Here is a 25,355-nt window from a genome sequence, read left to right on the forward strand (position 1 = left end):
GGACGAGTGGCCGTACCCCAAGCAGCCGCTCGTCCCCCTGGCCGAGACGGTCCACCCGGGCCGGGTGACCGCCTTCGGCCTGCTCACTCCGGGAGAACCCGGTGAACCCATGAAACCGGTGAACCCGGTGAATTCGGAAAGCAACGTGGAACACGCCGAAGGCGGACCATCCGTTCGGATGATCCGCCTTCGACTTCTGTGGAGCTAAGGAGAATTGAACTCCTGACCTCCTGCATGCCATGCAGGCGCTCTACCAACTGAGCTATAGCCCCTTGCTTTGTTCCGCCCGGTTTCCCCGGCGGCGACGCCAACATTACACGGTCCCTGGGGTGCAGTACCAAATCAGTTTCCGCTCTGCCCTCATACGGGGGCTAATGTCTGCTTTCGTGACCCTGATCGCGTTCTCCGGAGCCCGGCGCCGGGTGCCGGTGGCCGTGGGTGCGTGCCTGGTGTCGTTCACGGCGTTCTGGCTGGCACAGCGGGCCGCGCACGTGACGATGATCGACCTGACGGTGTACCGGGCCGAGGGGGCCGCCGTCCGCGCGGGAGGCGACCTGTACGCGCTGCGGGCGACCGCCGCCCACCTGCCCTCCACCTACCCGCCGTTCGCGGCCCTGCTGTTCACCGCGCTGACCCTGCCGGACCCCCCGACGCTGCGGGTGTTGGCGGCGGCGGGGAATCTCGCCCTCCTCCTGGTGTTCGTACGGCTGTCGCTGAAACTCGTCGGCCACGCGCGCGCGGAGAGCGTCTGGTGGGTCGCGGCGGTGGCCGTGTGGTGCGAGCCGGTGTGGACGACGCTGCGCTACGGCCAGGTGAACCTGCTGCTGGCCGCCCTGGTGCTGTGGGACCTGACCCGCCGCCCCGTCGGCGGGTACGACCGCCTCGCCGGGGCGGGGCTCGGGCTCGCCGCCGCGGTCAAGCTGACGCCCGCGCTGTTCCCGGCGTTCCTGCTCGCCACGGGTGTCGTGGCCCGGCTCGGGGGCGGGGACGGCGGCCCCTGGCTGCGGCACGCGCGCGGGGCGGCCGCCGCGTTCGCCGGGGCGACACTGTTCGCGGCGGCCGCCCTGCCGTACGACTCATGGCGGTTCTGGACGGACGTGGCGTTCCGCGCGGACCGGGCCGGGCCCGCCGAGGCCACCGCCAACCAGGCCCTGCGCGGCGTTCTGGCCCGTCTGCTGCACACACCCGACCCGGGAGCCCTCTGGGTCGCTGCGGCGGCCGTGGCGGCCGTCCTGGGGCTCGCGGTGGCGGTGGCGGCGGAGCTGCGGGGGATGCGGCCCTGGGCGGTGTGCGCCTGCGCGGTCACCGCGCTGCTGATCAGTCCGGTGTCGTGGACGCACCACTGGGTGTGGTGCGTGCCCCTGGTGCTGCTGCTGTGGGCGCGCGGACACCGGGCGGCAGCCCTGGGCACGGCGCTGGTCTTCTGCTCGTACGCCCCGTGGTGGGTACCGCACGGCCCGGGACGGCCCGAACTGCATCAGACAGGCACCCAGTTGACGCTGTCGGCCCTCTACGGAGCGGCCGGTGCGCTGTTCCTCGCGCTGGCCCGGACATCGTTGCCGAGCCCCCGGACGCGGTCAGCGGCGCGTCAAGCGGTCACGAAGGAGTAGAACCGCTTGAGCGTGCAGTGCTCCTCGAGCAGCCGGCCGTAGATCGGCTCGCCCTCCAGCTCGCGGTAGGTCTCGATCGGGTCGCCCTTTATGATCAGCGCCCGCGCGCATTCCTCGCACCAGTACTGGTAGTCGGGATTGATCGGTTCCATGTCACGGACGATCGGCGTACCACTGCCGCACCAGTCGCACTTTCGCCTGTGTGCACCCATCGATCAGCTCCAGCTGTGGCCGCAGGCCGTGCACACGTAGGAGATTCCGCCGTTGTCGCCGAGAACCTGGGCCACACGCGCGGAACCGCAGGAAGGGCAGCTGAGCCGGATTGCCGTGTCCCGTATCAACGCCGCACCGAGGAGGTGGCCGCCCTCCTCAAGGATGCTCGCAGGCATCGCTACTCCTCCCGTCGGGCCGCGCCCCCTTCCGGCCGTTTGATTCTGCCACGGCCGGGCCAATACGGTCAGCGACGCCTCAGTACCAGTCCGGACACGGCCCCCACTCCGGCCACTGGGTCCGGTGCCCATGGCGCACCGAGAGCGTCTCCGCAGGGGTATACGCCCGCAGGGCCCCGACCGACTCAAGGCCGAACACAGAAAATCCCGCCCCCTGAGGGGACGGGATCCTCTTCACCGATCTTTGACAACTCGACAGAGTGCCGATCCGTGGAGCTAAGGAGAATTGAACTCCTGACCTCCTGCATGCCATGCAGGCGCTCTACCAACTGAGCTATAGCCCCTGGCGCCACGCGGCGGAGCCGCATGTCTCGTCCGCCCCGCTCGGCGGGGCGAACAAGAAGAACTCTAGCCTGTGACCTGCCAGAAAGTGAAATCCGGGGTCAGGGGTCAGTCGTCGTCGCCGAGGACGGGCTCCGGGAGGGTGCCCGCGTTGTGCTCCAGCAGGCGCCAGCCGCGGGCGCCCTCGCCGAGCACGGACCAGCAGCAGTTGGAGAGACCGCCGAGGCTCTCCCAGTACTGGGCCTCCAGACCGAGGAGCCGGCCGATGGTGGTCCGGATGGTGCCGCCGTGGCTGACCACCACGAGGGTGCCGTCCTCGGGCAGCTTCTCGGCGTGCCGCAGCACGACGGGGGCGGCGCGGTCGGCGACCTCGGTCTCCAGCTCGCCGCCGCCGCGGCGGACCGCCTCGCCCCGTTTCCAGGCGGCGTACTGCTCGCCGTACCGGGCGATGATCTCGTCGTGCGTCAGCCCCTGCCAGACGCCCGCGTAGGTCTCCCGCAGGCCCTCCTCGCGGACGATGTCGAGGTCGGTGAGGGTGGCCAGCTCGGCGGCCGTCTTCGCGGCCCGCTGCAGGTCCGAGGAGACGATCGCGTCGGGGCCCAGGGAGGCGAGCAGCCGGGCGGCACGGCGAGCCTGGCCGAGGCCGGTCTCGGTCAGCTCGACGTCCGTGGTGCCCTGGAAGCGGCGCTCCACGTTCCACGAGGTCTGGCCGTGCCGCCACAGGATGATGCGGCGGCCCCGGTCCTTGCGGTCGCTCACCTCGCCGGTGGCGCTCATCACCACTCCCCGCCCGGCTCGTCGGCGGCTTCGGCGGCCTGCAGCTTGGCGTGCTCCTCGGCCTTGCCGCGGGTGGCCTTGGCGTCGGCGGGCAGCTCGAGCTCGGGGCAGTCCTTCCACAGCCGCTCCAGGGCGTAGAAGACCCGCTCCTCGCTGTGCTGGACGTGGACGACGATGTCGACGTAGTCGAGCAGGATCCAGCGGGACTCGCGGTCGCCCTCGCGGCGTACCGGCTTGGCGCCGAGTTCCTTCAGCAGGCGCTCCTCGATCTCGTCGACGATCGCCCTGACCTGGCGGTCGTTCGGCGCGGAGGCCAGCAGGAATGCGTCCGTGATCGACAGCACGTCGCTGACGTCGTAGGCGATGACGTCGTGGGCGAGCTTGTCGGCCGCCGCCTGGGCAGCGGTGTTGATGAGCTCAAGGGAACGATCAGTGGCGGTCACTACACGGCTTTCCGTCAAGGGGTCACTTGACCTCAAGGGTCTCACGGACCGCCGGGCGCACCCCATGTGATTAACGGAGCACATGGGGTGCCCTGCCGCCGTCAGGAGGAGGCGGGCCTGTAGTCGCTGCCCAGGACGACCGAGACGTCGGCACCGGAGGAGACGGTGCCCTTGGTCACGGAGCCGGCGGGCAGGCCCAGGGTCTTGGCGACCTCGGTGGCGTTCGCCCTGTCGGCGGCATCGGCGTAGAGCACCTTCGAGGTGGCCCGGGCGGCGGACGCTGTGCCGCCCTCCAGGAACGTGAAGCCGCCGTTGAGGAGCACCACGCGGGCCTTCTCCGTGTAGTCCTTCACACCGGTGGCGTTCTGGACGGAGACCCGGACCGCGGAGCCCGCGTCGGGGCTCTTGGCGGTGCCGCCGAGGATGTCCTTCACCACACTGTCGCTGGTCCTGGCGCTCAGCGTGCCGTCGGACTGCACGGGCAGCAGGGCGGTCCTGTAGTCGCCGCCCTTGGCGAGGTCGGCCAGTTCGGCGAGGAAGGCGCCGAGGTCCTTGTCGGTCAGCGGCGGGTCGAGGATCTGCGCGAGGGTCTGCACGGTGACCGTGGCGCCCTGCGCGTCCGAGGAGATCTTGCGCAGCACGCCCTGCATGACCTGTCCGAATCGCTCCAGCTGGGCGTTCTGGGCCTCGCCGGAGGCGCGGTAGGTGGCGTAGGCGACGGCCATCTTGCCGCTGAGGGTCTGGTCCTTGCCCTTGTGGACCAGCGGCGAGGTGCCCTTCTTCTTCGCGTCCGGGTCGGGCACGTCGGTGTTGGTGTCGACGTCGATGTTGCCGACCAGGTCGACGAGGTTCTGCAGGTACGGGGTGTCCAGGCGCCAGGTGCCCTGGATGTTCGTGCCGAGGACGGTGTCGAGCTGGTCGCGGGTACCGGAGGCGCCGTCGTCGTCGACCGACTTGGCGAGGGTCGTGGTACTGCCGTCGTCGCCGGCGAGCGCGAGGGAGTTGGGCAGCAGGACGGTCGTGCCCTGCTTGGTGGTGGTGTTGTCGACCAGCAGCGCCGTGGAGGTGCCGCCCTTGCCGGTGTTGTGCAGGTGGACGACGATCACGTCACGCTTCTGGGCGGCCGCCGGCGTCGTCGTGCCCGACTGGGAGCCGGAGGAGGACAGGCCGGGAAGCTTTCCGGCGTACCAGAGGTAGCCGACACCACCGACGGCGACGAGGGCGAGGACGACGAGCAGGGCGACGACCCGGCTGCGGGCGCGGCGGCGGGCCTCCTCGCGGCGCTCGGTGCGGTTCTCGGTGAACTTCAGCCAGTCGATGACGTCTTCGGAGTCGTCGCTCGGTTCCTCGACGAAGGCGAACTGTTCGGTGTGGTAATCGCGTTCGGGGGCGGCCGCGGGTTCCGGCTCCTCGGCCGGGCCGGCCTGCTGCGGGATGTAGGCGGTCTGCCCGGCGACGCGCGGGTGCTGCCCGCTGGTGGCGGTCTGGCCGTAGGGGTCGTACGCGTTCGCCGTGCCCCTGCCGCCGTAGGTGTCGTAGGAGGAGGCGGGCGCCTGGTGGCCGGTGTCGTACGGGTCGTAGGACGGGGCGGGGCGCTGATTGCCGGTGGCGTGGGGCTGGGCAGGCTGCTGCCCGGTGGCGTACGGGTCGTAGCCGTAGCCCTGCTGGGCGTACGGGTCGTAGGGCTGCTGCGGAGACGGCTGTGCCGGGACCTGCTGGTACACCGGCCGGCCGTACTCGTCGTAGCCGACGAGTTCGTACTGGCCGTCTCCGTACCCCGCGTCGTATCGGTCGTTCACCGGTGCCCCTCTCGGCTCACTCGCCGCGGTACAGCTCGCGCTTGTCGATGTAGCGCACGACTCCGTCCGGCACCATGTACCAGATGGGCTCGCCCTTGGCGACTCTCGCACGGCAGTCCGTCGAGGAGATGGCGAGCGCGGGCACCTCGACGAGTGTGACACCGCCCTCCGGCAGGCCGGGGTCGGTCAGGTGGTGGCCGGGCCGGGTGACGCCGATGAAGTGCGCCAGGGAGAACAGCTCCTCCGAGTCGCGCCAGGTCAGCAGCTGCGCGAGGGCGTCGGCGCCGGTGATGAAGAAGAGGTCCGTGTCGGGGTTGAGGGCCCGCAGGTCGCGCAGGGTGTCCACGGTGTACGTGGGGCCGCCGCGGTCGATGTCGATGCGGCTGACGGAGAACTGAGGGTTCTCGGCGGTCGCGATGACCGTCATCAGATAGCGGTCCTCGGCCGGGGAGACCTTGCGGTGGGACTTCTGCCAAGGCTGGCCGGTGGGCACGAACACCACCTCGTCCAGCTGGAACTGCGCCGCGACCTCGCTGGCCGCCACCAGGTGTCCGTGGTGGATCGGGTCGAACGTTCCGCCCATGACGCCGAGGCGGCGCTTGCCCGAGTGGGCGGGGCCGCTGCCCGGGGCGTACGCCGGGGTCTTCACCGTGCCTGCCGCCGCTTCGGCGTGCTGGGTGGCGTCGTCGGCCGCGGGTGCGGCCGTCTCGTGCGCCGGGCCGGTAGGCATGTCCTGCTCTCCCATGCGTGCAGACCCTACCGGCCCCACCTGAGGGCCCCGGCGGGGGACGGGCTCCCGGGTCAGCGGTCCCGGTTGAAGCGGGTGGTGATCCACAGGAGCAGGAGCAGGATGATGAGGGCGCCGCCGCCGGTGACGGCGGGGTTCAGGCTGTTGTGGTTGCCGCCGTGCTCCTCGCCCCCGGCGGCGAGGGTGACCAACTGGGCAGCGGCGCTGTGGAAGCTCATCTTCGGCAGGACCTATCGCGTGTGGGCGGGATAAAGACGTCGGCTCATCGTAAGCGGGCGGTCCGGCGGCGATCACCCCGACTCCGCCGTTGGTGCGGGCGCGGGCGCGAATCGGCCGTCGGCGGGGGAACTTTCGCGGGCGGTCAGTCGTCCTTCCGCTTGTAGCCGCGCAGCAGGAACCACGCGGTCAGTGCGCAGCCAAGGACCATCACGATCAGGACGACCCGGAGCAGATTCCCCGACCCGTGCTGCTGGACGGCACTGGTGGCGGCCTCGGTCAGCCAGGCGGCTGCGGGGTGGTGCTCCATGACAGGGACTCCTTCGGCTGTACTGCCCGTCCACGGTATCGCCGCCTAGGCTGGCTCCTGCCTCGGGGGCACAGTGAGGCACTCATACGCACATGGGGGAAGACATGTCCGACGACGGCCGCGAGCAGACGGGGCACGAGCGCGTGCCGAGCAGGCAGCGCAGGCGCTTCCCCGGGATCTCATCGCGCGCGTACGAGCACCCGGCCGACCGGTCGGCCCTGGTGGCGCTGCGCAAGCTGAGCGGTTTCGACACGGTGTTCAAGGCGCTCAGCGGGCTGCTTCCGGAGCGGAGCCTGCGGCTGCTGTTCCTGTCCGACTCGGTGCGCGTCTCCGAGCGGCAGTTCAAGCATCTGCACGACATGCTGCTGGACGCCTGTTACATCCTGGACCTGGAGAAGGTCCCGCCGATGTACGTCAACCAGGACCCGCAGCCGAACGCGATGTGCATCGGGCTGGACGAGCCGATCATCGTGGTCACCACGGGGCTGGTCGAGCTGCTCGACGAGGAGGAGATGCGGGCGGTCGTCGGGCACGAGGTGGGGCACGCCCTGTCCGGGCACGCGGTGTACCGCACGATCCTGCTGTTCCTGACGACCCTGGCGCTGAAGGTCGCCTGGATACCGCTGGGCAACTTCGCGATCATGGCGATCGTCACGGCGCTGCGGGAGTGGTTCCGCAAGTCGGAGCTGTCCGCGGACCGTGCCGGGCTGCTGGTGGGGCAGGACCCGAAGGCCTCCATGCGCGGACTGATGAAGATGGCGGGCGGCAACCACCTGCACGAGATGAACGTGGACGCGTTCCTGGAGCAGGCCGAGGAGTACGAGGCCGGCGGCGATCTGCGCGACTCCGTGCTGAAGATCCTCAACGTGCTGCCCCGCTCGCACCCCTTCGCCACCATCCGGGCGGCCGAGCTGAAGAAGTGGGCCGAGTCCCGGGACTACCAGCGGATCATGGACGGCCACTACCCGCGGCGCTCCGAGGACAAGGACACCTCGGTCAGCGACTCCTTCCGCGAGTCCGCCGCGAGCTACGCGGACGACGTGAAGACTTCCAAGGACCCGCTGATGAAGCTGGTCACAGACCTGGCGGGCGGCACGGCGGGCCTGGGCGGCCGAGTCCGCCGGGGCTTCGACGGCTTCAGGAGCCCGCCGCCGTCCCCGGAAGGACCGAAGGACACGCCGCCTCACGACGAGGAGTGACCGGCGACAAGCCCCCACCCGCCCGCACCGCCGGACAACGCACCCCGTCAGGCCGCCTCACCCCGTCGGCTGAGCTCCGACGGCCAGCGTCCCGCACAGCGCGGTAGCGCTGTCCGTCGCATAAGGATCGGTCCCCGCCGGCACGCCCGTCCTCGCGGTCTGGCCGGCCAGCAGGGGGTGGAGGTAGGAGGTCGCGTCCTCCGCGCAGGACATGGGGCCGGCCTGGGCGTAGGAGGTGACCAGCTGGAGCTGGCCCACGCGCAGTTCGTCGCGGTCGAAGTGGAAGGTCATCTCACGGCGGACGGTGAACAGGGACACGGGCGCGTCGTCGGCGGCACCGGTCCGGCGCAGGGCGTAGACGAAGATCGTGTCGGCGCTGACCTCCAGCGTGGCCGGGTCGGCCTCGCCGGCCTGCAGGGTGCCCTGGACGCGGATCCGGTCGTCGGCCAGTTGCGCCCGGGACGGGTCGAGGCGGACCAGCCAGCCGGTGGGGGCGTGGCGGCCGTCCGCCGCGGGGTGGTGGAAGCTCTGGTCGAACTGGTCGAGCTGCTCGGCGTCGAGGAGGGCCCGGGCCGGGCGGAACTGACGGCCGGTGAGCACGTCGGGGTCGAGGGAGGAGCGGACGAGGTAGGTCCTGGCGATGCTCAGGGCGGCCGTGACCTGGCTGTCGGAGAAGTGCGGGGTGCTGCGGGTGGCAGGCAGCGGGATCCCGGCGGCGCCGACCTCGAACTGGGCGGCGGGGCTGTGCGCGTACAGCTCCTCGGCGTCGGCGGCGCCGGGCACCTTGCCCTGCGGGGCGAGCGGGATGACGGTCATCCGCAGGGCCTCGGCGGAGCGCCGGGCCTGCGGGGAGCTGTACGGGTGACGGACGCCCATGTAGATCGCGGTGCCGAAGGCGACGGCGAGCAGCAGGGCGAGGATCAGGAGCTGCCGGGTCAGTCCCCGGCGCAGGGGCGGGCGGCGGCGCACGGCGGGCGCGTGGTCGCCCATGCGCTCCTGCGCGGAGAACTCCTGGAGGCGGGCAGCACGGACGAACGACTCGTCGAACACGACGGATCGGTACTCGTCGTCTCCACCTCCGGGGCCGCCCTCGGGTGTCCCCTCCGGTGGGTCTCCAGGCCCGCCCATACTTTCAGGGTAGGTCTCGTGAGCCTCGGGTAAACGCCCCGCTACGCGACAACTTCTGACAGGTTCTCAACAGGTGCCCGTGCGGGCGTTCAGGGGGTTCGTGGGAAGGCCGAGACGGCCGGCGGGTTGGAGTCGGCGGAGGCCGAGGGGGGCGAGGCCGCGCCTTGCTCCATTCCGGTCGCGGCGGGGGACGGCACCCGGTCGCGGGTGTTCGAGGAAGCGCCCCGGTAGACGGCGGCGAAGGCCAGCGCGACCATGCCGATGCCCATCACGAGGGCGAGCACCCAGGCGACGGGCCGGTGCCAGCGGACCTGCTTGCCGTGGCTCCCGAAGACGCCGCGACCGTCACCGAGGACGTAGGTGTCGTCCAGCTCGTCGTCGTCCCGATCATGACCGAAATCGGTCCCTTCGGGGCCGTACCCGTCGTCGTAGCGCTCGCCTCTGGCGTGGGCGCGGCGGGCTTCTGCCTCGGAGGCCTCGGCTCTTGCCTGTGCGGCGGCCAGGAGGCGTTCCACGGCGGTCGGCTCGTGCACCACAGCCGCCTGCACGAAGGCCTCGTCGAAGACCACGGAGGCGAACTCTTCGTCCGACACCCCGTGGTCGTGGTCGTCGTCGGGCTCCCAGCCGTCAGGGAACGGCGTGCCCCCCACGTCCTCCGGCACGGATCCAGAGTAGACCTGGGGGGTCAATTTGGGCAGACGGTATGGAAATTCATCCGCCTGCTGAGACGCCTTTTCGCCAGGGCCGTCAGCGGCGCACGTGACCGTCGCCGGTGACGATGTACTTCGTGCTGGTCAGCTCCGGCAGGCCCATCGGGCCGCGGGCGTGCAGCTTCTGGGTGGAGATGCCGATCTCGGCGCCGAAGCCGAACTGGCCGCCGTCGGTGAAGCGGGTGGAGGCGTTCACGGCGACGGTGGTGGAGTCGACCAGCTGGGTGAAGCGGCGGGCGGCCTGCTGGGAGGTGGTGACGATCGCCTCGGTGTGGCCGGAGGTCCACAGCCGGATGTGCTCGACGGCCTTGTCCAGCGAGTCGACGACGGCGGCGGCGATGTCGTACGAGAGGTACTCGGTCTCCCAGTCCTCCGGGGTGGCCTCGACCACGGTGGCCTTCGAGTCCTTGGCGTAGGCCATGACGCGCTCGTCGGCGTGGACGGTGACGCCGGCCTCGGCGAGGGCGTCGAGGGCGCGCGGCAGGAAGTCGGGGGCGATGTCCCGGTGGACCAGGAGGGTCTCGGCGGCGTTGCAGACGCTGACCCGCTGGGCCTTGGAGTTGATCAGGATCTCGATCGCCATGTCGATGTCGGCCCGGGCGTCGACGTAGACGTGGCAGTTGCCGGTGCCGGTCTCGATGACGGGGACGGTGGACTCGTTGACCACGGTCTGGATCAGGGAGGCGCCGCCGCGCGGGATGAGCACGTCGACGAGGCCCCGGGCGCGCATCAGCTCGCGTACGGAGTCGCGGCTCTCGCCGGGCACCAGCTGGACGGCGTCGGCGGGCAGCCCGGCGCCGCCGACGGCGTCCCGGATCACTCGCACGAGGGCGCTGTTGGACTCGTAGGCGGAGGCCGAGCCGCGCAGCAGGACGGCGTTGCCGGACTTCAGGCAGAGGGCGGCGGCGTCGGCGGTGACGTTCGGGCGGGCCTCGTAGATGATGCCGACCACGCCGAGCGGGACGCGGACCTGGCGCAGGTCGATGCCGTTGGGGAGGGTGGAGCCGCGGACGACCTCGCCGACCGGGTCGGGCAGCTTCGCGACGTCGCGGACGTCGGAGGCGATGGCGCGGACCCGCTCGGGGGTGAGGGTGAGCCGGTCGACGATGGCCTCGCTGGTGCCGTTCTCCCGGGCCTTGGCCACGTCCTTGGCGTTGGCCTCGACGATCTCGCCGGTCCGGACCTCCAGGGCGTCGGCGATGGCGAGCAGCGCGTCGTCCTTCACGGCGCGCGGGAGCGGCGCGAGGTCGGCGGCGGCGGCCTTGGCCCGGTAGGCGGCCTGGGTGACCGGGGACATGGAGTCGTACGGCGAGAGCGTGGTCATGAGGGAAGGGTAGTGCGCCGGACGAGGCCGTCCACCGCTCGTTCCACACCCCGAGACGGGATCAAGGGGGCGGAAACACCTGTACCCGTCAGAAGGGATGAACCCCTACCGGGGTCGCGGGCGGCGGGCCGTAGCCCTCGGCGACGCGCTGGTGGTAGGTCTCCCGGTCGATGACCTCCAGGCCGACGATCTCCCAGGCGGGGAGTCCGGCGGTCTGGCGGTGCTCGCCCCACAGGCGCAGGGCCACGGCGGCGGCGTCGTGCAGGTCGCGGGCCTCTTCCCAGTAGCGGATCTCCGCGTGGTCGTTCGCGTATCTGCTGGTCAGCAGGAAGGGGTGGTCATGGGCCAGCTGTTCCAGGGCGCGCCGCAGGTCCTTGAGGGGGACCTTCTGCCCCGAGACGCTGAGCGTGACGTGCCACAGGCGGGGCAGGTCCCTGGACTCCTCGTAGGTGTCCCCGGCCGCGACGCTCGTCAGAGCACCGCGGGACGCCGCCGCCCCAGGGCGCACTCGTCTCACGACGGCCTCCTTCACGCAGCGCTCGGGAACGTGTTCCTGAGACAAAGTTGAGCAGGCCCTACGGCTCCGCGGGGCGGTTTTACGGAACGTCCCCCACCGGGGGCCGTCGTTACGCCCCGTTTTTACGGGTGCAGGAGCACCAGGTCGTCCCTGTGTACGACCTCGCGTTCGTACGCCGGGCCCAGCTCGCGCGCCAGCTCCCGGGTCGAACGTCCGATCAGCTGGGGGATCTCCTTGGCGTCGAAGTTGACGAGCCCGCGGGCCACCGCGCGGCCGGTGCCGTCACGCAGCTCGACGGGATCGCCGGCACTGAACTCGCCCTCCACGGCGGCGATTCCGGCGGGCAGCAGTGACTTGCGCCGCTCCACGACCGCGCGGACGGCGCCGTCGTCCAGGGTGAGGGAGCCCTGCGGGGTGGAGGCGTGCTGGAGCCACAGCAGGCGGCCGCCGGCGTGTTTGCCGGTGGGGTGGAAGTAGGTGCCGGTGTCGCCGCCGCCCAGCGCCTCCGCAGCGTGGACGGCGCTGGTGAGCACCACCGGGATGCCCGCGGCGGCGGCGATCCGGGCGGCCTCGACCTTGGTGACCATGCCGCCGGTGCCGACGCCGGCCTTGCCCACGCTGCCGATCTCGATGCCCTCGAGATCGGCGGGCCCCCGCACCTCCGCTATCCGCGAGGTGCCCGGCTTGCTGGGGTCGCCGTCGTAGACGCCGTCGATGTCGGAGAGGAGCACCAGCAGGTCGGCATGGACGAGGTGGGCGACGAGGGCGGCGAGGCGGTCGTTGTCGCCGAAGCGGATCTCGTCGGTGGCGACGGTGTCGTTCTCGTTGACGATGGGGAAGGCACCCATGGCCAGCAGCTTGTCCAGGGTGCGGGAGGCGTTGCGGTGGTGGGCGCGGCGGCTCATGTCGTCGCTGGTGAGCAGAACCTGTCCGACGCGTACGCCGTAGCGGGCGAAGGAGGCGGTGTAGCGGGCGACGAGCAGTCCCTGGCCGACGCTGGCGGCGGCCTGCTGGCGGGCCAGGTCCTTGGGGCGGCGGCGCAGGCCCAGCGGAGCGAGGCCCGCGGCGATGGCACCCGAGGAGACCAGCACGATCTCCTTCTCTCCCCCGCCCACCCGTCTCCCACCACCACCCTCAACCGAGGCCCTTCGGGCCACCCCCATCTTTCGGATCTTGGCGAGGACGTCTACCAGCGCGTCGACACGGTCGGCGTCCAGGCCGCCCGCGGCGGTGGTCAGCGACGAGGAGCCCACCTTGACGACGATCCTGCGGGCCTCACCCACGGCCTGCCTTGCCCTTGCCACCTTGCCTGCTGTCCCCTCGCCCGGTTCCGGCTGCCTGTGCGGCAATCTACGCGAAGGGGGCCGTGCGGCGCGCACCGGTCCAGCCCCCGGACAGGCGGGGCGTAACCGCTTGCTCACCGAGCGCGTACGGTAAAAAGGTTGCACCGGTTGCCTATAGAAATTAAATCTCTGACAAACATAATTTGACCTTCGTGTCACCTAACGTTCGCCATCCGAAGCGCATACTCCTCCGCTCGGGCAAGAGCCCCTACGACGTCCTCACCGTGGAGGAGGCCCTCCACCAGGACGTGATCGCCACCAACGCGGGCAACCTGATCTTCCAGGACGCGGCACACAAGATCCTCGAGGTCCCGGGAACCGAGGTCGTCTCGAACGGCGGGCGGACCGAGGTGGCCGCGGCCGCGCGCATCAACGCGGAGTACGACGCCTTCGTCGTGCCGCTCGCCAACGCCTTCCGGCCCTCCTTCGAGATCGCGCTGAAGCGCCTGACCCGGCTCATCACCCGGCTGAGGATCCCGGTCGTGGTGCTCGGCGTCGGCGCGCAGACCGGGGTGGGCTACGACCCGGCGCGGCTGAAGAGCATCGAGCCGACGGTGCGCGAGTTCTGCGCGGCGGTGCTGGAGCGCAGCGCCTCGATCGGCGTGCGGGGCGAGTTCACCGAGCAGTACCTGCGGGACATGGGCTTCAGGGACGTGGAGGTCATCGGCTGCCCGTCGCTGTTCCTGTACGGCAGCGAACTCGACGTACGCAAGCGGGTGCCCGAACTGACCGCCGAGTCGCGGATCGCGGTCAACGGTTCGCACAGCGCGGTGAGGAAGCAGGGCCTCGGCCGGATCATCACCCGCGCCCACGACCGGTACCCGAACCTGCGCTTCGTCGGCCAGAACCTCAGTGACGCCCGGCAGTTGCACTGGCGGGACCTCAGCGACCCGAACGCCGCTGTGACCGCGATGCCGACGCACCCGGACCATCCGATGTACCGGGAGGACAAGGTGCGGGTGTACGTCGACCCGGTCACCTGGATCGACGAGCTGCGCCCCTTCGACTTCTCCTTCGGCTCACGCATCCACGGCAACGTCGCGGCGCTGCTCGCGGGGACGCCCGCGACCGTGCTGTGCGGTGACTCGCGCACGCTGGAGCTGTGCCGGTACTTCGAGATCCCGCACCAGCGGCTGGACAGGGTCGCCAAGGACCCGGAGGCCGCCGACCCGGCGCGGCTGTACGAGCAGGCCGACTTCGGCGGGCTGGTCGGCAACCACCGGGAGCGCTTCGAACGGTTCGTCGGCTTCCTGGACAGGAACGGGCTGCAGAACACCTTCACGCACGGCGACGGCGGTGCGGCCTTCGAGAAGAAGATGGACTCGCTGTCCTTCCCGCCGGGCGTGCGCCCCTGGAACGACACCGACCTCGCCTCGCTCAGCAGCCGGTTCGGCTGGCTGCACACCCGGGTCAGCGAACTGACGCAGGACAACACCCAGTTGCGCCGCGAGCTGGCGCGGGCGAGGAAGGCCAAGGACGGGCTGCCCGCGCCCACCGCCTCCGTCTACCGGCGCGCCCGCCGCGTGGTGGGCCGGCCGTTGCGCCGGGCGCTTCAGTCCGGCAAGCAGTGACTCCCCCGGCCGCGGCGGGGGCCCTCAGGCCGCCGCCGCTCCGAATCCCCCGCTCGGCAGCATCCGCCGGATCTTCCTGAGCGCCCGGCGCAGGAAGGAGTTGGCGGCGGCCTCCCGGTAGCCCTCGAAGGCCCGGGCCTCGCGGGGTTCGGCGAGGTAGACCTGGTCGGGAATGCCGGCCTCCCTGGACCGGAAGTGCGGGTAGACGAGGTAGACGCGGGTGCCGCGCTTCTCCAGGACCGCGGCGGCCTGCCTCTTCGCCTTGACGAACTTCACGACGTCCAGCAGCAGTTCGGGCCGCTGCACGGCCACCAGGTGCAGCCGCAGCCGCTCGTGCACCTTGAGCCGGCGGGCCACCCCGGGCGTCCAGTAGGCGTCCATCAGCGGCTTGGCCAGCTCGAGCTTGTGCCGGCGGACCTCTTCGCTGTCCGTCAGGAACTTGGGCCCGAACTGCGGCAGCAGGGTGATGAGGAAGGGCCGGATCATGAGAGTGTCGCGCTTGGCGCCCGCCGGGACCATGTCGGCGATCAGCTTCATCAGGGCGCGCGCGGAGTCGAAGCGGAGCGTGTAACTCCCGGTCTTCGTGACGTGCTTGCCGTCCTCGCGGCCGACCAGGTAGTAGCAGGGATAGTCGGCGACCACCGAGACACCGTCGGCCCGCAGGTAGGCCTCCATCGTGAACAGCGCGTCCTCACCGGTCCACAGGGACTCGTCGAAGCGCATGCCGTGCTTCTCCAGCAGCGCCCGGCGGAACAGCTTCTGCGCGCTGAGCGTGAACTTGATGTTGGACGAGAAGACGTCGGTCCGGTCGACGGTCTTGCCCCACATGGACTTCGGCGGGATGCGGTTGATGCCCTCGACCTTGCCGAGCACCACGTCGGTGCCGTTCTTGTCGGCCATGGCGACCATGCGCTCCAGGGCCTCCGGCCCGAGCCGGTCGTCGGCGTCCAGGAAGAAGACGTAGCGTCCGGCCGCCTTGCCGAGGCCGACGTTGCGCGGTCCGCTGGGGCCGCCGGAGTTCTCCTGGCGGATCACGGTGACCGGCATGGGGGCGCGGGCCGCGAACTCCTCCAGGTACTCCCCGCTGCCGTCCGTCGACCCGTCGTCGACCGCGATGACCTCCATGCGTGCCGGGTCGATGGTCTGCGCCTCGACGGATGCCAGGCACTCGACCAGGTAAGGCATCGCCTCGTACGCCCCGATGATCACGCTCACATCAGGCTGCGTCACGACGGTCACGTTTCCCCCTTGCTGCTTTCCCGCTGGTCAACGGAACATTTCCCCCGTATCAGCTCATTCGCAATTTGTTAGACGGACACCCGTGGGAAGCGGTTGCCTCACTGCGGGTAATCAGTGGTGCACGTCACACCGGCGCCCCCCTCACAGGAAGCGGACAGACACGGAGCACGGCGGGCGGTACGGGACAGTACGCAGACGGAGTAAGAGCGGTTCAGCGGCGGTTAAGAGCCGCGCAAGACGGCCGGACACGACAACGGCCCCCGGGGATGTCCCTCGGAGGCCGTAGCAGGGTGGCGGGTCAGCCCGCGGTCACGCCGTCCGTCTCACCGGCGGACGCCCCGCGCTGACCCGGTACCGCGTTGGTCAGCTCGGCGGTTTCGGCGTTCCCGGCGACCGGGCGGGACTCCTGGCCGACGTTGCGGGTCTCGGCCTTGAGGGCCAGGTCGGCGACCGCGGTGTTGAACTGGTCGATGGACTTCGGCTCGTCCGGGCCCAGCAGGTACCGCTTCAGCTCGCCCCGGGCCTCGGCCAGCGGGTCGGTGGAGGGGTCGCGTACGGCGTCCAGCAGGCCGCCCAGCTCGGCCGCGCTGTTGGACAGGATCGTCGCCGCGCGCACGGCCGTGTTCTGCCGCTTGAACTCCTCCACGCCCAGCTCGCCGGAGTCCGTCACCGCGTACGGCTTGCCGCTCGCGATGAAGTCCGAGACCACGGAGGAGATGTCGGAGACCATCGCGTCCGAGACGTTGAAGCAGTCGTACAGGCGCGGCTCGGCGCCCGTGATGACGCGGTGCTCGTACGAGGGGAAGGAGCGCCAGTAGGCGTCGTTCCACTCGGCGCGCAGCCGGGCGATCTCCTGGTGCTTCTCGACGTCGACGACGCCGTCGCGGGTGGCCTCGGCCTCGTCGCCCTTCTCGCCGCCGGCGGCGGCCAGCTCGGCGAGGCGGGCCTCGATGCGGTCCAGCTCGGCCTTGGCCTGGGTCTGGACATCGGCGTCAGCGGTGAAGCGGGAGTCGGCGGCGCGCTCGGCGGCGGCCTTCTCGACCAGGGCGGTGATGCGCTGGTGCGCGGCGCCCGCCTCCTTGCTGACGGTGCCGGTGAAGGGGTGCGGCTTGTACAGGACGCGGACCGGCGGGTCGGCCTGCACCAGCTTGTTCACGATGTTCTCGCCGGCGAGCACGATCGAGGTGTTGCCGGGATTGCCGTCCCAGCCCTCCCAGGTGGGGGCGTAGAGAACGGTGGCGATACGCCCCTCGGGCACGCCCTGCCAGCTCTGGATGGGGGCCAGCTGCGGGCGGCCGACCTCGACGATGTCGTCGTCGCGTACGCCGACGTCGGCGATGGCGTAGCGGTCGCGGCCGGCCCGGCCGGCGGTCCAGACCTCGTCGTACACCTTGCTGTACGGGTTGACGCTGGCCAGCTTGTCGCTGTCGCCGTGGCCGATGAAGACGTGCTTCATCGTGGGCACGCGCAGCAGGTGGATGTTCTTGCCGACGTTGGCCGCGTACAGGGCGACGCGCACGGTCGACAGGTCCAGGTTCATCAGGTGCACCCCTCCGGGCACGCAGATGACGGGGACCGTGGTGGGCGCCAGGTTGTTCAAGATCGCGCGCTCGCGCAGGATGATCAGCGGCCGGGTCTCCAGCCGCTCCATCGTCTCCAGCCACATGTTGACCTGGTACGCGGAGTCCTTGGAGCCGGAGAAGTACAGGACCGTCTCCGGCTTGTAGCCGGCCAGCCATTCGTCGACGGCGGCGAGGACGGTGTCGGCCTTCGGCGGGACCTTCGTCCCCCGCACGTACGGCACCAGCACCAGGACGTACAGGCAGCCGAGGCCCACGGTGAGGCCGATGCCCACGAAGCCGGCGACGGCCGAGTCCACGATCGCGGAGACCACGACGCCGACGACGGCGAACAGGTCGAGGTGGAGCATCTTCTCCGCGGAGCGGTGCAGCAGGCGGCGCGGCGGGGCGTCCGGGATACGGATGCGGGACTTCAGGTCCACGTTGCGGGTGGCGACCGGCATCCGGCGGCGGTTGCGGATCAGGGTGACCAGCGCGCCGTGCGGGGCCTGGAGGCCGTAGAAGGCGATGAAGCAGGCGACCGCACCGTAGAAGATCAGGTCGTTCGCGTGCGAGAGCCGGGCCAGCAGCAGGATCAGCAGCAGCTGCCGGATCAGGAACCGGATCGACAGACCGGCCCGGACCTTGCTGAGGCGGTTGATCAGGTAGCTGCCCTTGCGGTGCAGATAGTGGTCCGCCAGGTACGTCACGGCTGCCACGGCCGCGAAGGCGTAGACGCTCGGGACGAGCGCGGCCAGCATGAGCGCCGGGAAGCCCAGCATCACGAGGGCCGCCGCGGCCAGCTCGGCCACGCTGCCCACCCGGGCGACGCGAATAGCGGTGGATATCACAGAGAAACCTGCTCTGGGAGGGGGAGTGCCGGTTTTGTTCGGTAATGCCGGGGGGTGGCGGATTGTTCGCGAGGTGTACGGATTCAGGCCTCTGCGAAAGCCCGGCGAATGGGCGGCCGCAGAGGCCTGAATTCCTGAAAGTTATTCAGTCGCAATCATTACATGCCGTCCTGGCGGTCCAGAACCGAGGCCAACGCCTGCTCGAATCCGGAGGCCTTGGCGGCGCCCGCCGTCGGATCCTGCTGACGGACGTCGATGACGTGACCGGTCAGCTCCGACAGCAGCACGTCCAGGGAGGTGCCGGCCACGGCCTCGGAGGAGAGCAGCGAACCCGTCGGCTCCTGACCGAAGGCCTTGGTGCGCATCGGGGTGGCGGTGCGCTCCGGGTTGATGCAGTTGACGCGGATGCCGTCGCCGGCCCACTCGTCGGACAGCGCCTGGGTGAGGTTCACCATGGCGGCCTTGGTCGAGGAGTAGAGGCTGTACTCGGCGCGGCCGCGGGTGTAGCTGCTGGAGGTGTAGAGCAGCAGCTGGCCCTTGGTCTCGGCCAGGTACTTGTACGACGAACGAGCGATCTGCACCGGGGCCAGGTAGTTGACCTTCAGCGCCTCCTCGATGGTGGCGTTGTCGGTCTCGGCGAGCTTGCCGATGCGCAGCACGCCCGCGGTGTTGACGACGTAGTCGATCCGGCCGGTCTCCGCGTACGCCTTGGACAGCGCGTCGTCGACCTCCTCCGGGTTCTCCACGTGGGTACCGGTGGTGGAGCGGCCCAGCGCGTAGACGTTCGCGCCGTAGGACCCGGCGAGTTCGGCGATGTCCTTGCCGATGCCGTAGGAGCCGCCGAAGATCACGATGGTCTTGCCGGTGAGGAGTTCGCGGTAGGCCTCCTCGCCGTTCTGCTCGGGGGTCGCGGTGGAGGCGAGCTGGAACAGCTTGTCGGCGATGAAGACGTCGACCGGCTGCGTCACCTTCATGTTGTACTCGTCGCCCGCGACGACGTGGATCGGCACGTCCGGCAGGTACTTGAGGACGACGGAGCAGTCGTCCGTGGCCTGGAAGTTGGGGTCGCCGGCGGCGACGTCGTAGGCCCGCTTGATCGTGGACAGCTTGAAGGCCTGCGGGGTCTGGCCGCGGCGCAGCCGGGAGCGGTCCGGGATCTCGGTGATGAACTCGCCGTCCTCGCCGTGCGTACGCGTGACGATGATGGTGTCGGCGGACGGGATGGCGACGTCGACGGCCTGGTAGCGCTCCAGCGCGGTCACGCAGTCGTCGATCACGCGCTGCGAGAGCAGGGGGCGGACGGCGTCGTGGAAGAGGACGTTGAGGTCCTCGCCCTCGGCCAGGCCCTCGCCGAGGGCCTCGATGGCGCGCTCGGTGGTCTCGTTGCGGGTCGAGCCGCCCTCGATGATCTTCTTGACCTTCTGGAACCCGGCCTTGGCGACGATCTTCTCGATGTCCGGCACATAGCCCGGGGCCATGAGCACGATGACGTCGTCGATCGACTCGGCCTTCTCGAAGGTGGTCAGGGTGTGCTCGATGACTGCCTTGCCGGCGATCTTCAGCAACTGCTTGGGAATCGACAGACCCACCCGCTGACCGGTGCCACCGGCCAGGATCACTGCGGTGGTTCGGGGCTTGGCTATGTGCTGGGACACAGGCTGACCTACCTTGGGACGACAGGGAACCGTGAAATGCTCTCACTTTCGATAAGCGGGGTGCAAGGCGGACGACATCCCCTGCCTATGTGAGCGCAACCCTTCATTCACCTTGGACTCCGGATGGTTGGACATGGTTGCCGTGTACGCTCGTGAAATTCTTGTGAGTAAGTACACAGCCTGCGCTCAGCGCCGCCCGAGCCGCTTCGGACAACGGTGCCCGAGGACCCTCACGAGTTCCATCGTCGACGTCTGGTGCACGGTGCGCGCGGGGCCTGCGCCGACCGGTACGGACACCGCCGCGGCGAGCGCGCCGTACAGCGCCCGGGCGGCGACCTCGGGCGCGATTCGCGGCTCGGCGTAAGGCAGTTCGGGCTCGGTCGGTACGGTGGACAGCAGGCCCGGGTCGCCGAAGGATCCCGACACCGAGCACACCGATCCGCTCCGCCATCTCGGCACCGAGCGCACCCGCTGCCTCAACCGCCCAGCGCGGGGTCACGATCTTCACGTCCCGGGGGGTGGGGCTGCACGCGTTCTTCATATGCGGCACAGCTCCGTTCCGTACCAGACGTGAATACAGTGCGTCAGGCAGACCATTGCCGCGGAATTCGACATTGAGATACCGCAGCATCTCGGTCTCGGCCAAGGTAAGAGAGCGGTTAGCGGTGTCCGTGACCGGCTGAAGAAAATTTACCGGCAACCCGAGCAGTGTCTGGAAAGTGCTCATCAAACCGCCGCGGTCGCGGTCGTCCACCACGACGACCGTGACACGTTCCGGTCCGACGATCCGGGCCCAGCGCTCCACGAGCCGGTCGTGCCGGTGCCGCTGCCAGAAGCTGGGCTTCGGCTTCTCGTAGCGCGGCTTGCGGAGCATGTGTTCCAGCCAGTCCTCGTGGCCCATGCGCAGCCCGTTCTGCACGTACTGCTGCCATTGCGAGGGCATGATCTTCGCCAGCGGACGCAGCGTGACCAGGACGTGCACCCTCCCCCGCATGCCGCCGAGCTGCTCGACGATCCGGGTGATCGGCCCGTCGTCGGGGGCGTCGGCGAAGAACTCGCCAGCAGCCGGGTCCAGTGCCGGTCCGTCGGCACGGTGTCGCCCATCATCGCGGGCCGGGCGCAGGCGGCGAGAGCGGCCTCCATGGGGTGGCGGCTGTGCGCCGGGAAGGCGATGCCGTACTCCGGCAGCTTCTCCTTCGCGGCGAACAGCGCCCCCTGGGTGGCCGTGGTCCCGGTCTTGTGCGGGCCTATGTGCAGCAGGCGGGTCCCTGCGGGCAGGGTGTCTTTCGTGCGGTCCGTCCCCATGATCAACGGACGGTAAGAGACTTACCTGGGTCTCACCTGTCAGACGACGCGCACACCCGGCTCGTCCGACTCCACCCGCAGCGTGGCCAGCGTGCTCGCGGTCGCCTGCGGCCTGACCACCGTGTCCACGACACGGACCTGCGCGTCGATACCGTCGCGGCGGATGTCGAAGAGGTGATAGCCGCGGTGGGCGTCGATCACCTTCCAGTGCGGGTTGTCCGCCTTGAGCGGGTCCCACTGGGCGTGGAAGGCGGCCTGGTCCTGGTCGCCGTTGCTGGAGATGGAGGTGCCGACGAACTCGGCGCCGACCACGTCGGAGTCCGGGTCGGCGAAGTCCTCCTTCAGGTCGCTGATCATCGTCAGGTGCCGGTCGCCGCTGAGCACGACCGGGTTGCGGATGTCGGCGAACTCCTCCAGCAGGGCGTTGCGTTCGTCCTGGTAGCCGTCCCAGGCGTCGTAGTACCAGAGCTTGCCCTCGCCGAGCAGCAGGTCGGTCTCGGCCATCATGATCTGCGAGGCGATCAGGTTCCAGCGGGCCGGGGAGTCGTACAGCCCGTCCAGCAGCCACTGCTTCTGCTCGGCGCCCAGCATGGTCATCGACGGGCTCTCGGCGCCCTCCTGCGTGGTCGCCTGGTCGGTGCGGAACTGCCGGGTGTCGAGGACGTTGAGCCGGGCCAGGCGGCCGAACTCCAGCCGGCGGTACATCTGGATGTGCGGGCCGTTCGGGATCGCGGTGGCACGGACCGGCATGTGCTCGTAGTACGCCTGGTAGGCCGCGGTCAGGCGGGCCACGAACGCGTCGTGCGACTGCTTGCCGGGGTCCTGCGGGATCTCGCCGGCGAAGTCGTTGTCGACCTCGTGGTCGTCGAAGGTGACCACCCAGGGCGCGTTCGCGTGCATCGCGGCGAGGTCGGGGTCGGTGCGGTACTGGGCGTAGCGGTTGCGGTACTGGACCAGGGTGTACGGCTCGTCGCTGCCCTCGTGCCGGCGTACGGCGGTGGCGGAGGGCTTGGACTCGTAGATGTAGTCGCCGACGAAGAGCACGACGTCGGGGTCCTGGGCGAGCATGTCGGCGTACGGGGTGAAGTAGCCGTGCTGCCAGTTCTGGCAGGAGGCGAGCGCGACGCGCAGCGAGCCGCCTCTGCGGTGCGGGTGGGGGGCGGTGCGGGTGCGGCCGGTGGGCGAGAGCCGGCCGTCGGCGCGGAAGCGGTACCAGTACGTGCGGTCCGGGCGCAGCCCCCTCACATCCACGTGAACGCTGTGCCCGTACTCGGGCCGGGCCTCGGCCGTGCCTGTGCGGACGGTCTTTCCGAACTGCTCGTCCTCGGCGATCTCCCACTCCACGGGGACGACCGCGTCGGGCATGCCGCCGCCGTGAAGTGGGTCGGGGGCGAGCCGGGTCCACAGCACGATCCCGTCGGGCAGCGGGTCGCCGGAGGCCACTCCGAGGGTGAACACCTCGTCGGGCAGCGGGGTCTGGGCCGCCCGGGCCACGGTGGCCGGCAGCCAGAGCTGGGCGGAGGCCGCGGCGCCGAGGACGGCGGCACCGGCGGTCAGAAAGCGGCGGCGGTCGGGCGGTAATGCTCCGGTCATTCGCTGACTCCCTTGCCACGGAGGCCTCTTGGGCTCGGACCTTCGCAAGCTCCCACGGCCGGACGTCCCGCCCACCGAACGAGAGCATTCGCGTGCATGACAAATAGACGGACAACAGAAGACCCGTCACGACACGGGAACCACGGATGGAACGTGACCTTGCCGCAACGGGTCTCACTGAGTGTCAGGAGATGCCTACGGTAACGGGTGTTAGTGGGCGAATCCCGAGCTGATCCGGCCATTCGCCGCAGGTGTGGCCGGCACCGGGACACCGCAGGCGCGGTGCCCGGCGCTCACCATTCGGCTCGGGCGGGTACGGCTTTTCGGCTCGGGTGGTGCGACCGACTACTCGAACGGGTCGAACTCGTCGTACTCGCGCGAGGCCTCGTCCCGCTCGGCCTGCTTGTCCCGTCGGCGCTGCGTCGCGGGCCTCGGCGCGTCGAAGCGATGGTCCTCGCCACGCCGGCCGAGCATCTCCGCGCCCGCCATGACCGTCGGCTCCCAGTCGAAGACGACCGCGTTCTCCTCGGGGCCGATGGCCACGCCGTCGCCGGCCCGCGCGCCCGCCTTCATCAACTGCTCCTCGACACCGAGGCGGTTGAGCCGGTCGGCGAGGTAGCCGACGGCCTCGTCGTTGTTGAAGTCGGTCTGGCGGACCCAGCGCTCCGGCTTCTCGCCACGCACCCTGAACAGCGGCTCCCCGCCGACCTCCTCGCGGATGACGGTGAAGCCCGCGTCGTCCACGGCCTTGGGCCGGATGACGATCCGCGTCGCCTCCTCCTTCGGCTTCGCGGCGCGCGCCCTGCCGACCAGGTCACCGAGGGCGAACGACAGCTCGCGCAGCCCGATGTGGGCCACCGCGGACACCTCGAAGACCCGGTAGCCGCGCGCCTCCAGGTCGGGGCGGACCATCTCGGCGAGGTCCTTGCCGTCCGGCACGTCCACCTTGTTCAGGACGACGATGCGGGGACGGTTGCCGAGGCCGCCGTACTGCCGCAGCTCCTCCTCGATGATGTCGAGGTCGGAGACCGGGTCGCGGTCGGACTCCAGGGTCGCGGTGTCCAGCACGTGCACGAGCACACTGCACCGCTCCACGTGCCGCAGGAACTCCAGGCCGAGGCCCTTGCCCTGGCTGGCGCCCGGGATCAGACCGGGCACGTCGGCGATGGTGTAGACGGTCGAGCCGGCGGTCACCACGCCCAGGTTCGGGACGAGGGTGGTGAACGGGTAGTCCGCGATCTTCGGCTTGGCCGCGCTGAGCACGGAGATCAGCGAGGACTTGCCCGCGCTCGGGTAGCCCACCAGGGCCACGTCGGCAACCGTCTTCAGCTCCAGGACGATGTCCTGCAGGTCCCCGGGCACGCCCAGCAGGGCGAAGCCGGGCGCCTTGCGGCGGGCGCTCGCCAGCGCCGCGTTGCCGAGGCCGCCCCGGCCGCCCTGCGCCGCGATGTACGAGGTGCCGTGGCCGACCAGGTCGGCGAGCACGTTGCCCGCCTTGTCCAGGACGACCGTGCCGTCCGGCACCGGCAGGACCAGGTCCTCGCCGTCCTTGCCGGAGCGGTTGCCGCCCTCGCCGGGCTTGCCGTTGGTGGCCTTGCGGTGCGGGGAGTGGTGGTAGTCCAGGAGCGTGGTGACCGACTGGTCCACGGTCAGGATGACGTCACCGCCACGGCCGCCGTTGCCGCCGTCCGGGCCGCCGAGCGGCTTGAACTTCTCACGGTGGACGGAGGCACAGCCGTGACCTCCGTTACCCGCGGCGACATGCAGCTCGACGCGGTCCACGAAGGTGGTCATGGTTCAGTGCCTCCAGTGAGTGCGGGTGTTTCTCTGCTTGCTGCGTTCCATTAGGAACACGCGAAAGGCGGACCCGCCTTCCCGACCGGGAAGTGAGGTCCGCCTCGCGAAGTGAACGTTCGGTCAGGCGACCGGAACGATGTTCACGACCTTGCGGCCGCGGTGGCTGCCGAACTCCACCGCACCGGCCTGCAGCGCGAACAGCGTGTCGTCGCCGCCACGGCCGACGCCGGAGCCCGGGTGGAAGTGGGTGCCGCGCTGACGGACCAGGATCTCACCAGCGTTCACGACCTGACCGCCGAAGCGCTTCACGCCGAGCCGCTGGGCATTGGAGTCGCGACCGTTCCGGGTGGACGATGCGCCCTTCTTGTGTGCCATGTCTCCTCAGTCCCTTACTTCGCAGCCGTGGGGATCGCCGTGACCTTGATCGCCGTGTACTGCTGGCGGTGGCCCTGACGACGGCGGTAGCCGGTCTTGTTCTTGTAGCGCAGAATGTCGATCTTCTGGCCCTTGTGGTGGTCCACGACCTCGGCCTGGACCTTGATGCCGGCCAGCACCCACGGGTCGCTGGTCACAGCGTCGCCGTCGACAACGAGCAGGGTCGAGAGCTCGACCGTGTCGCCAACCTTGGCGGTGGAAATCTTGTCAACCTCAACGATGTCGCCGACAGCAACCTTGTGCTGGCGACCACCGCTGCGCACGATGGCGTACACGCGGATCTCTCTTTCGCTCGGAAACGGCACCCCCGCAGGCCAGCCGCCCAGCGATGACACGGGCAACCTCTCCCGGCCAACCGTGTGCCCGGGAGGAAGAGGTTTACGGGGATGTGGCGTGTTCAGTGGACACGCCGACGGTCAAGGTTACGGGGCCACGGCCGAAGGGGTCAAACCGGGCCGGGCCCCCGCGGTGTGCGGCCGGTCACACGGACCGGCC

24 protein-coding genes and 2 tRNA genes are annotated in these 25,355 nt (G+C 70.1%); 3 read left to right on the forward strand and 23 right to left on the reverse strand.

Features of this window, described 5'->3' with window-relative positions:
• Nucleotides 1-199: 199 nt before the first annotated feature.
• Nucleotides 200-272: transfer RNA gene (locus ACWC5O_RS43015), tRNA-Ala, on the reverse strand.
• A gap of 102 nt (nt 273-374) precedes the next feature.
• On the opposite strand from ACWC5O_RS43015, the gene ACWC5O_RS43020 reads away from it, so the two are divergent.
• Nucleotides 375-1,610 (forward strand): glycosyltransferase 87 family protein, encoded by a 1,236-nt coding sequence (locus ACWC5O_RS43020; protein WP_450591232.1) that lies wholly within the window; start codon nt 375-377, stop codon nt 1,608-1,610.
• Here ACWC5O_RS43020 and ACWC5O_RS43025 read toward each other — a convergent pair.
• From ACWC5O_RS43025 to ACWC5O_RS43065, 9 genes are all read right to left on the reverse strand, one after another.
• Nucleotides 1,589-1,822 (reverse strand): hypothetical protein, encoded by a 234-nt coding sequence (locus ACWC5O_RS43025; RefSeq protein ID WP_006136074.1) that lies wholly within the window; start codon nt 1,820-1,822, stop codon nt 1,589-1,591. The genes ACWC5O_RS43020 and ACWC5O_RS43025 overlap by 22 nt on opposite strands.
• A gap of 3 nt (nt 1,823-1,825) precedes the next feature.
• Nucleotides 1,826-1,999, reverse strand: a complete 174-nt coding sequence (locus tag ACWC5O_RS43030) for a hypothetical protein (RefSeq protein WP_450591230.1) — start codon at nt 1,997-1,999, stop codon at nt 1,826-1,828.
• A 271-nt stretch (nt 2,000-2,270) separates the two neighbouring features.
• Nucleotides 2,271-2,343: transfer RNA gene (locus ACWC5O_RS43035), tRNA-Ala, on the reverse strand.
• Nucleotides 2,344-2,449: 106 nt separating this feature from the next.
• Nucleotides 2,450-3,118 (reverse strand): histidine phosphatase family protein, encoded by a 669-nt coding sequence (locus ACWC5O_RS43040; RefSeq protein WP_450591229.1) that lies wholly within the window; start codon nt 3,116-3,118, stop codon nt 2,450-2,452.
• Nucleotides 3,118-3,561, reverse strand: a complete 444-nt coding sequence (gene rsfS, locus ACWC5O_RS43045) for a ribosome silencing factor (protein ID WP_450591227.1) — start codon at nt 3,559-3,561, stop codon at nt 3,118-3,120. Before rsfS ends, ACWC5O_RS43040 begins: the two co-directional genes overlap by 1 nt.
• 101 nt (nt 3,562-3,662) lie before the next feature.
• Nucleotides 3,663-5,360: a LytR C-terminal domain-containing protein gene (locus ACWC5O_RS43050; protein ID WP_450591226.1), complete on the reverse strand. Its 1,698-nt coding sequence runs from the start codon at nt 5,358-5,360 to the stop codon at nt 3,663-3,665.
• A gap of 16 nt (nt 5,361-5,376) precedes the next feature.
• On the reverse strand, nt 5,377-6,105 hold the full coding sequence (gene nadD, locus ACWC5O_RS43055) for a nicotinate-nucleotide adenylyltransferase (RefSeq protein ID WP_450591224.1): 729 nt from the start codon (nt 6,103-6,105) through the stop codon (nt 5,377-5,379).
• A 56-nt stretch (nt 6,106-6,161) separates the two neighbouring features.
• Complete coding sequence (locus ACWC5O_RS43060) at nt 6,162-6,326, reverse strand: hypothetical protein (protein WP_450591223.1); 165 nt, start codon at nt 6,324-6,326, stop codon at nt 6,162-6,164.
• Nucleotides 6,327-6,469: 143 nt separating this feature from the next.
• Complete coding sequence (locus tag ACWC5O_RS43065; protein WP_450591221.1) at nt 6,470-6,634, reverse strand: hypothetical protein; 165 nt, start codon at nt 6,632-6,634, stop codon at nt 6,470-6,472.
• 104 nt (nt 6,635-6,738) lie between these two features.
• Here ACWC5O_RS43065 and ACWC5O_RS43070 point away from each other — a divergent pair, with 104 nt between their 5' ends.
• A complete protein-coding gene (locus ACWC5O_RS43070; RefSeq protein ID WP_450591219.1) occupies nt 6,739-7,833 on the forward strand; it encodes a M48 family metallopeptidase in 1,095 nt (364 codons plus the stop codon).
• Between the two features lie 57 nt (nt 7,834-7,890).
• Here the strand turns inward: ACWC5O_RS43070 and ACWC5O_RS43075 are convergent, their stop codons facing one another.
• The 5 genes from ACWC5O_RS43075 to proB form a co-directional block, all read right to left on the reverse strand.
• Nucleotides 7,891-8,961, reverse strand: a complete 1,071-nt coding sequence (locus ACWC5O_RS43075) for an SCO2583 family membrane protein (RefSeq protein WP_450591217.1) — start codon at nt 8,959-8,961, stop codon at nt 7,891-7,893.
• Between the two features lie 89 nt (nt 8,962-9,050).
• Nucleotides 9,051-9,623: an SCO2584 family spore wall biosynthesis protein gene (locus tag ACWC5O_RS43080; RefSeq protein WP_450591215.1), complete on the reverse strand. Its 573-nt coding sequence runs from the start codon at nt 9,621-9,623 to the stop codon at nt 9,051-9,053.
• Nucleotides 9,624-9,708: 85 nt separating this feature from the next.
• Nucleotides 9,709-10,995 (reverse strand): glutamate-5-semialdehyde dehydrogenase, encoded by a 1,287-nt coding sequence (locus tag ACWC5O_RS43085; RefSeq protein ID WP_450591213.1) that lies wholly within the window; start codon nt 10,993-10,995, stop codon nt 9,709-9,711.
• 88 nt (nt 10,996-11,083) lie between these two features.
• Nucleotides 11,084-11,512: a hypothetical protein gene (locus ACWC5O_RS43090; protein ID WP_450591212.1), complete on the reverse strand. Its 429-nt coding sequence runs from the start codon at nt 11,510-11,512 to the stop codon at nt 11,084-11,086.
• Between the two features lie 122 nt (nt 11,513-11,634).
• Nucleotides 11,635-12,795: a glutamate 5-kinase gene (gene proB / locus ACWC5O_RS43095; RefSeq protein WP_450591210.1), complete on the reverse strand. Its 1,161-nt coding sequence runs from the start codon at nt 12,793-12,795 to the stop codon at nt 11,635-11,637.
• Nucleotides 12,796-13,007: 212 nt separating this feature from the next.
• On the opposite strand from proB, the gene ACWC5O_RS43100 reads away from it, so the two are divergent.
• On the forward strand, nt 13,008-14,426 hold the full coding sequence (locus ACWC5O_RS43100) for a polysaccharide pyruvyl transferase family protein (RefSeq protein ID WP_450591208.1): 1,419 nt from the start codon (nt 13,008-13,010) through the stop codon (nt 14,424-14,426).
• 24 nt (nt 14,427-14,450) lie between these two features.
• Here ACWC5O_RS43100 and ACWC5O_RS43105 read toward each other — a convergent pair whose 3' ends face one another.
• From ACWC5O_RS43105 to rplU, 8 genes are all read right to left on the reverse strand, one after another.
• On the reverse strand, nt 14,451-15,665 hold the full coding sequence (locus tag ACWC5O_RS43105; RefSeq protein ID WP_450591206.1) for a glycosyltransferase family 2 protein: 1,215 nt from the start codon (nt 15,663-15,665) through the stop codon (nt 14,451-14,453).
• A 298-nt stretch (nt 15,666-15,963) separates the two neighbouring features.
• Nucleotides 15,964-18,045, reverse strand: coding sequence for a hypothetical protein (locus ACWC5O_RS43110; RefSeq protein ID WP_450591278.1), 2,082 nt, complete (start codon nt 18,043-18,045; stop codon nt 15,964-15,966).
• A 188-nt stretch (nt 18,046-18,233) separates the two neighbouring features.
• A complete protein-coding gene (locus tag ACWC5O_RS43115) occupies nt 18,234-19,730 on the reverse strand; it encodes a D-ribitol-5-phosphate cytidylyltransferase (protein ID WP_450591204.1) in 1,497 nt (498 codons plus the stop codon).
• Between the two features lie 103 nt (nt 19,731-19,833).
• On the reverse strand, nt 19,834-20,712 hold the full coding sequence (locus tag ACWC5O_RS43120) for a hypothetical protein (RefSeq protein ID WP_450591203.1): 879 nt from the start codon (nt 20,710-20,712) through the stop codon (nt 19,834-19,836).
• A gap of 362 nt (nt 20,713-21,074) precedes the next feature.
• A complete protein-coding gene (locus ACWC5O_RS43125) occupies nt 21,075-22,628 on the reverse strand; it encodes an alkaline phosphatase D family protein (RefSeq protein WP_450591202.1) in 1,554 nt (517 codons plus the stop codon).
• Between the two features lie 345 nt (nt 22,629-22,973).
• Nucleotides 22,974-24,422: a GTPase ObgE gene (gene obgE / locus ACWC5O_RS43130; protein ID WP_450591200.1), complete on the reverse strand. Its 1,449-nt coding sequence runs from the start codon at nt 24,420-24,422 to the stop codon at nt 22,974-22,976.
• A gap of 123 nt (nt 24,423-24,545) precedes the next feature.
• A complete protein-coding gene (gene rpmA / locus ACWC5O_RS43135; RefSeq protein WP_360979588.1) occupies nt 24,546-24,800 on the reverse strand; it encodes a 50S ribosomal protein L27 in 255 nt (84 codons plus the stop codon).
• 14 nt (nt 24,801-24,814) lie between these two features.
• Entirely contained in the window at nt 24,815-25,135 is a 321-nt protein-coding gene (gene rplU / locus ACWC5O_RS43140; RefSeq protein WP_071367434.1) for a 50S ribosomal protein L21, read from the reverse strand.
• Between the last annotated feature and the right edge of the window lie 220 nt (nt 25,136-25,355).

This window comes from Streptomyces sp. NPDC001450, from assembly GCF_053597295.1.

Excerpts from the sequence above, each read along its gene's own strand:
- ACWC5O_RS43040 (WP_450591229.1), bottom strand. The coding sequence starts at position 3,118 with ATGAGCGCCACCGGCGAGGTGAGCGACCGCAAGGACCGGGGCCGCCGC.
- ACWC5O_RS43030 (WP_450591230.1), bottom strand. The coding sequence starts at position 1,999 with ATGCCTGCGAGCATCCTTGAGGAGGGCGGCCACCTCCTCGGTGCGGCG.
- ACWC5O_RS43070 (WP_450591219.1), top strand. The coding sequence starts at position 6,739 with ATGTCCGACGACGGCCGCGAGCAGACGGGGCACGAGCGCGTGCCGAGC.
- ACWC5O_RS43065 (WP_450591221.1), bottom strand. The coding sequence starts at position 6,634 with ATGGAGCACCACCCCGCAGCCGCCTGGCTGACCGAGGCCGCCACCAGT.
- ACWC5O_RS43075 (WP_450591217.1), bottom strand. The coding sequence starts at position 8,961 with ATGGGCGGGCCTGGAGACCCACCGGAGGGGACACCCGAGGGCGGCCCC.
- ACWC5O_RS43085 (WP_450591213.1), bottom strand. The coding sequence starts at position 10,995 with ATGACCACGCTCTCGCCGTACGACTCCATGTCCCCGGTCACCCAGGCC.
- ACWC5O_RS43060 (WP_450591223.1), bottom strand. The coding sequence starts at position 6,326 with ATGAGCTTCCACAGCGCCGCTGCCCAGTTGGTCACCCTCGCCGCCGGG.
- ACWC5O_RS43025 (WP_006136074.1), bottom strand. The coding sequence starts at position 1,822 with ATGGGTGCACACAGGCGAAAGTGCGACTGGTGCGGCAGTGGTACGCCG.
- nadD (WP_450591224.1), bottom strand. The coding sequence starts at position 6,105 with ATGGGAGAGCAGGACATGCCTACCGGCCCGGCGCACGAGACGGCCGCA.
- ACWC5O_RS43125 (WP_450591202.1), bottom strand. The coding sequence starts at position 22,628 with ATGACCGGAGCATTACCGCCCGACCGCCGCCGCTTTCTGACCGCCGGT.
- rpmA (WP_360979588.1), bottom strand. The coding sequence starts at position 24,800 with ATGGCACACAAGAAGGGCGCATCGTCCACCCGGAACGGTCGCGACTCC.
- ACWC5O_RS43020 (WP_450591232.1), top strand. The coding sequence starts at position 375 with ATGTCTGCTTTCGTGACCCTGATCGCGTTCTCCGGAGCCCGGCGCCGG.
- obgE (WP_450591200.1), bottom strand. The coding sequence starts at position 24,422 with ATGACCACCTTCGTGGACCGCGTCGAGCTGCATGTCGCCGCGGGTAAC.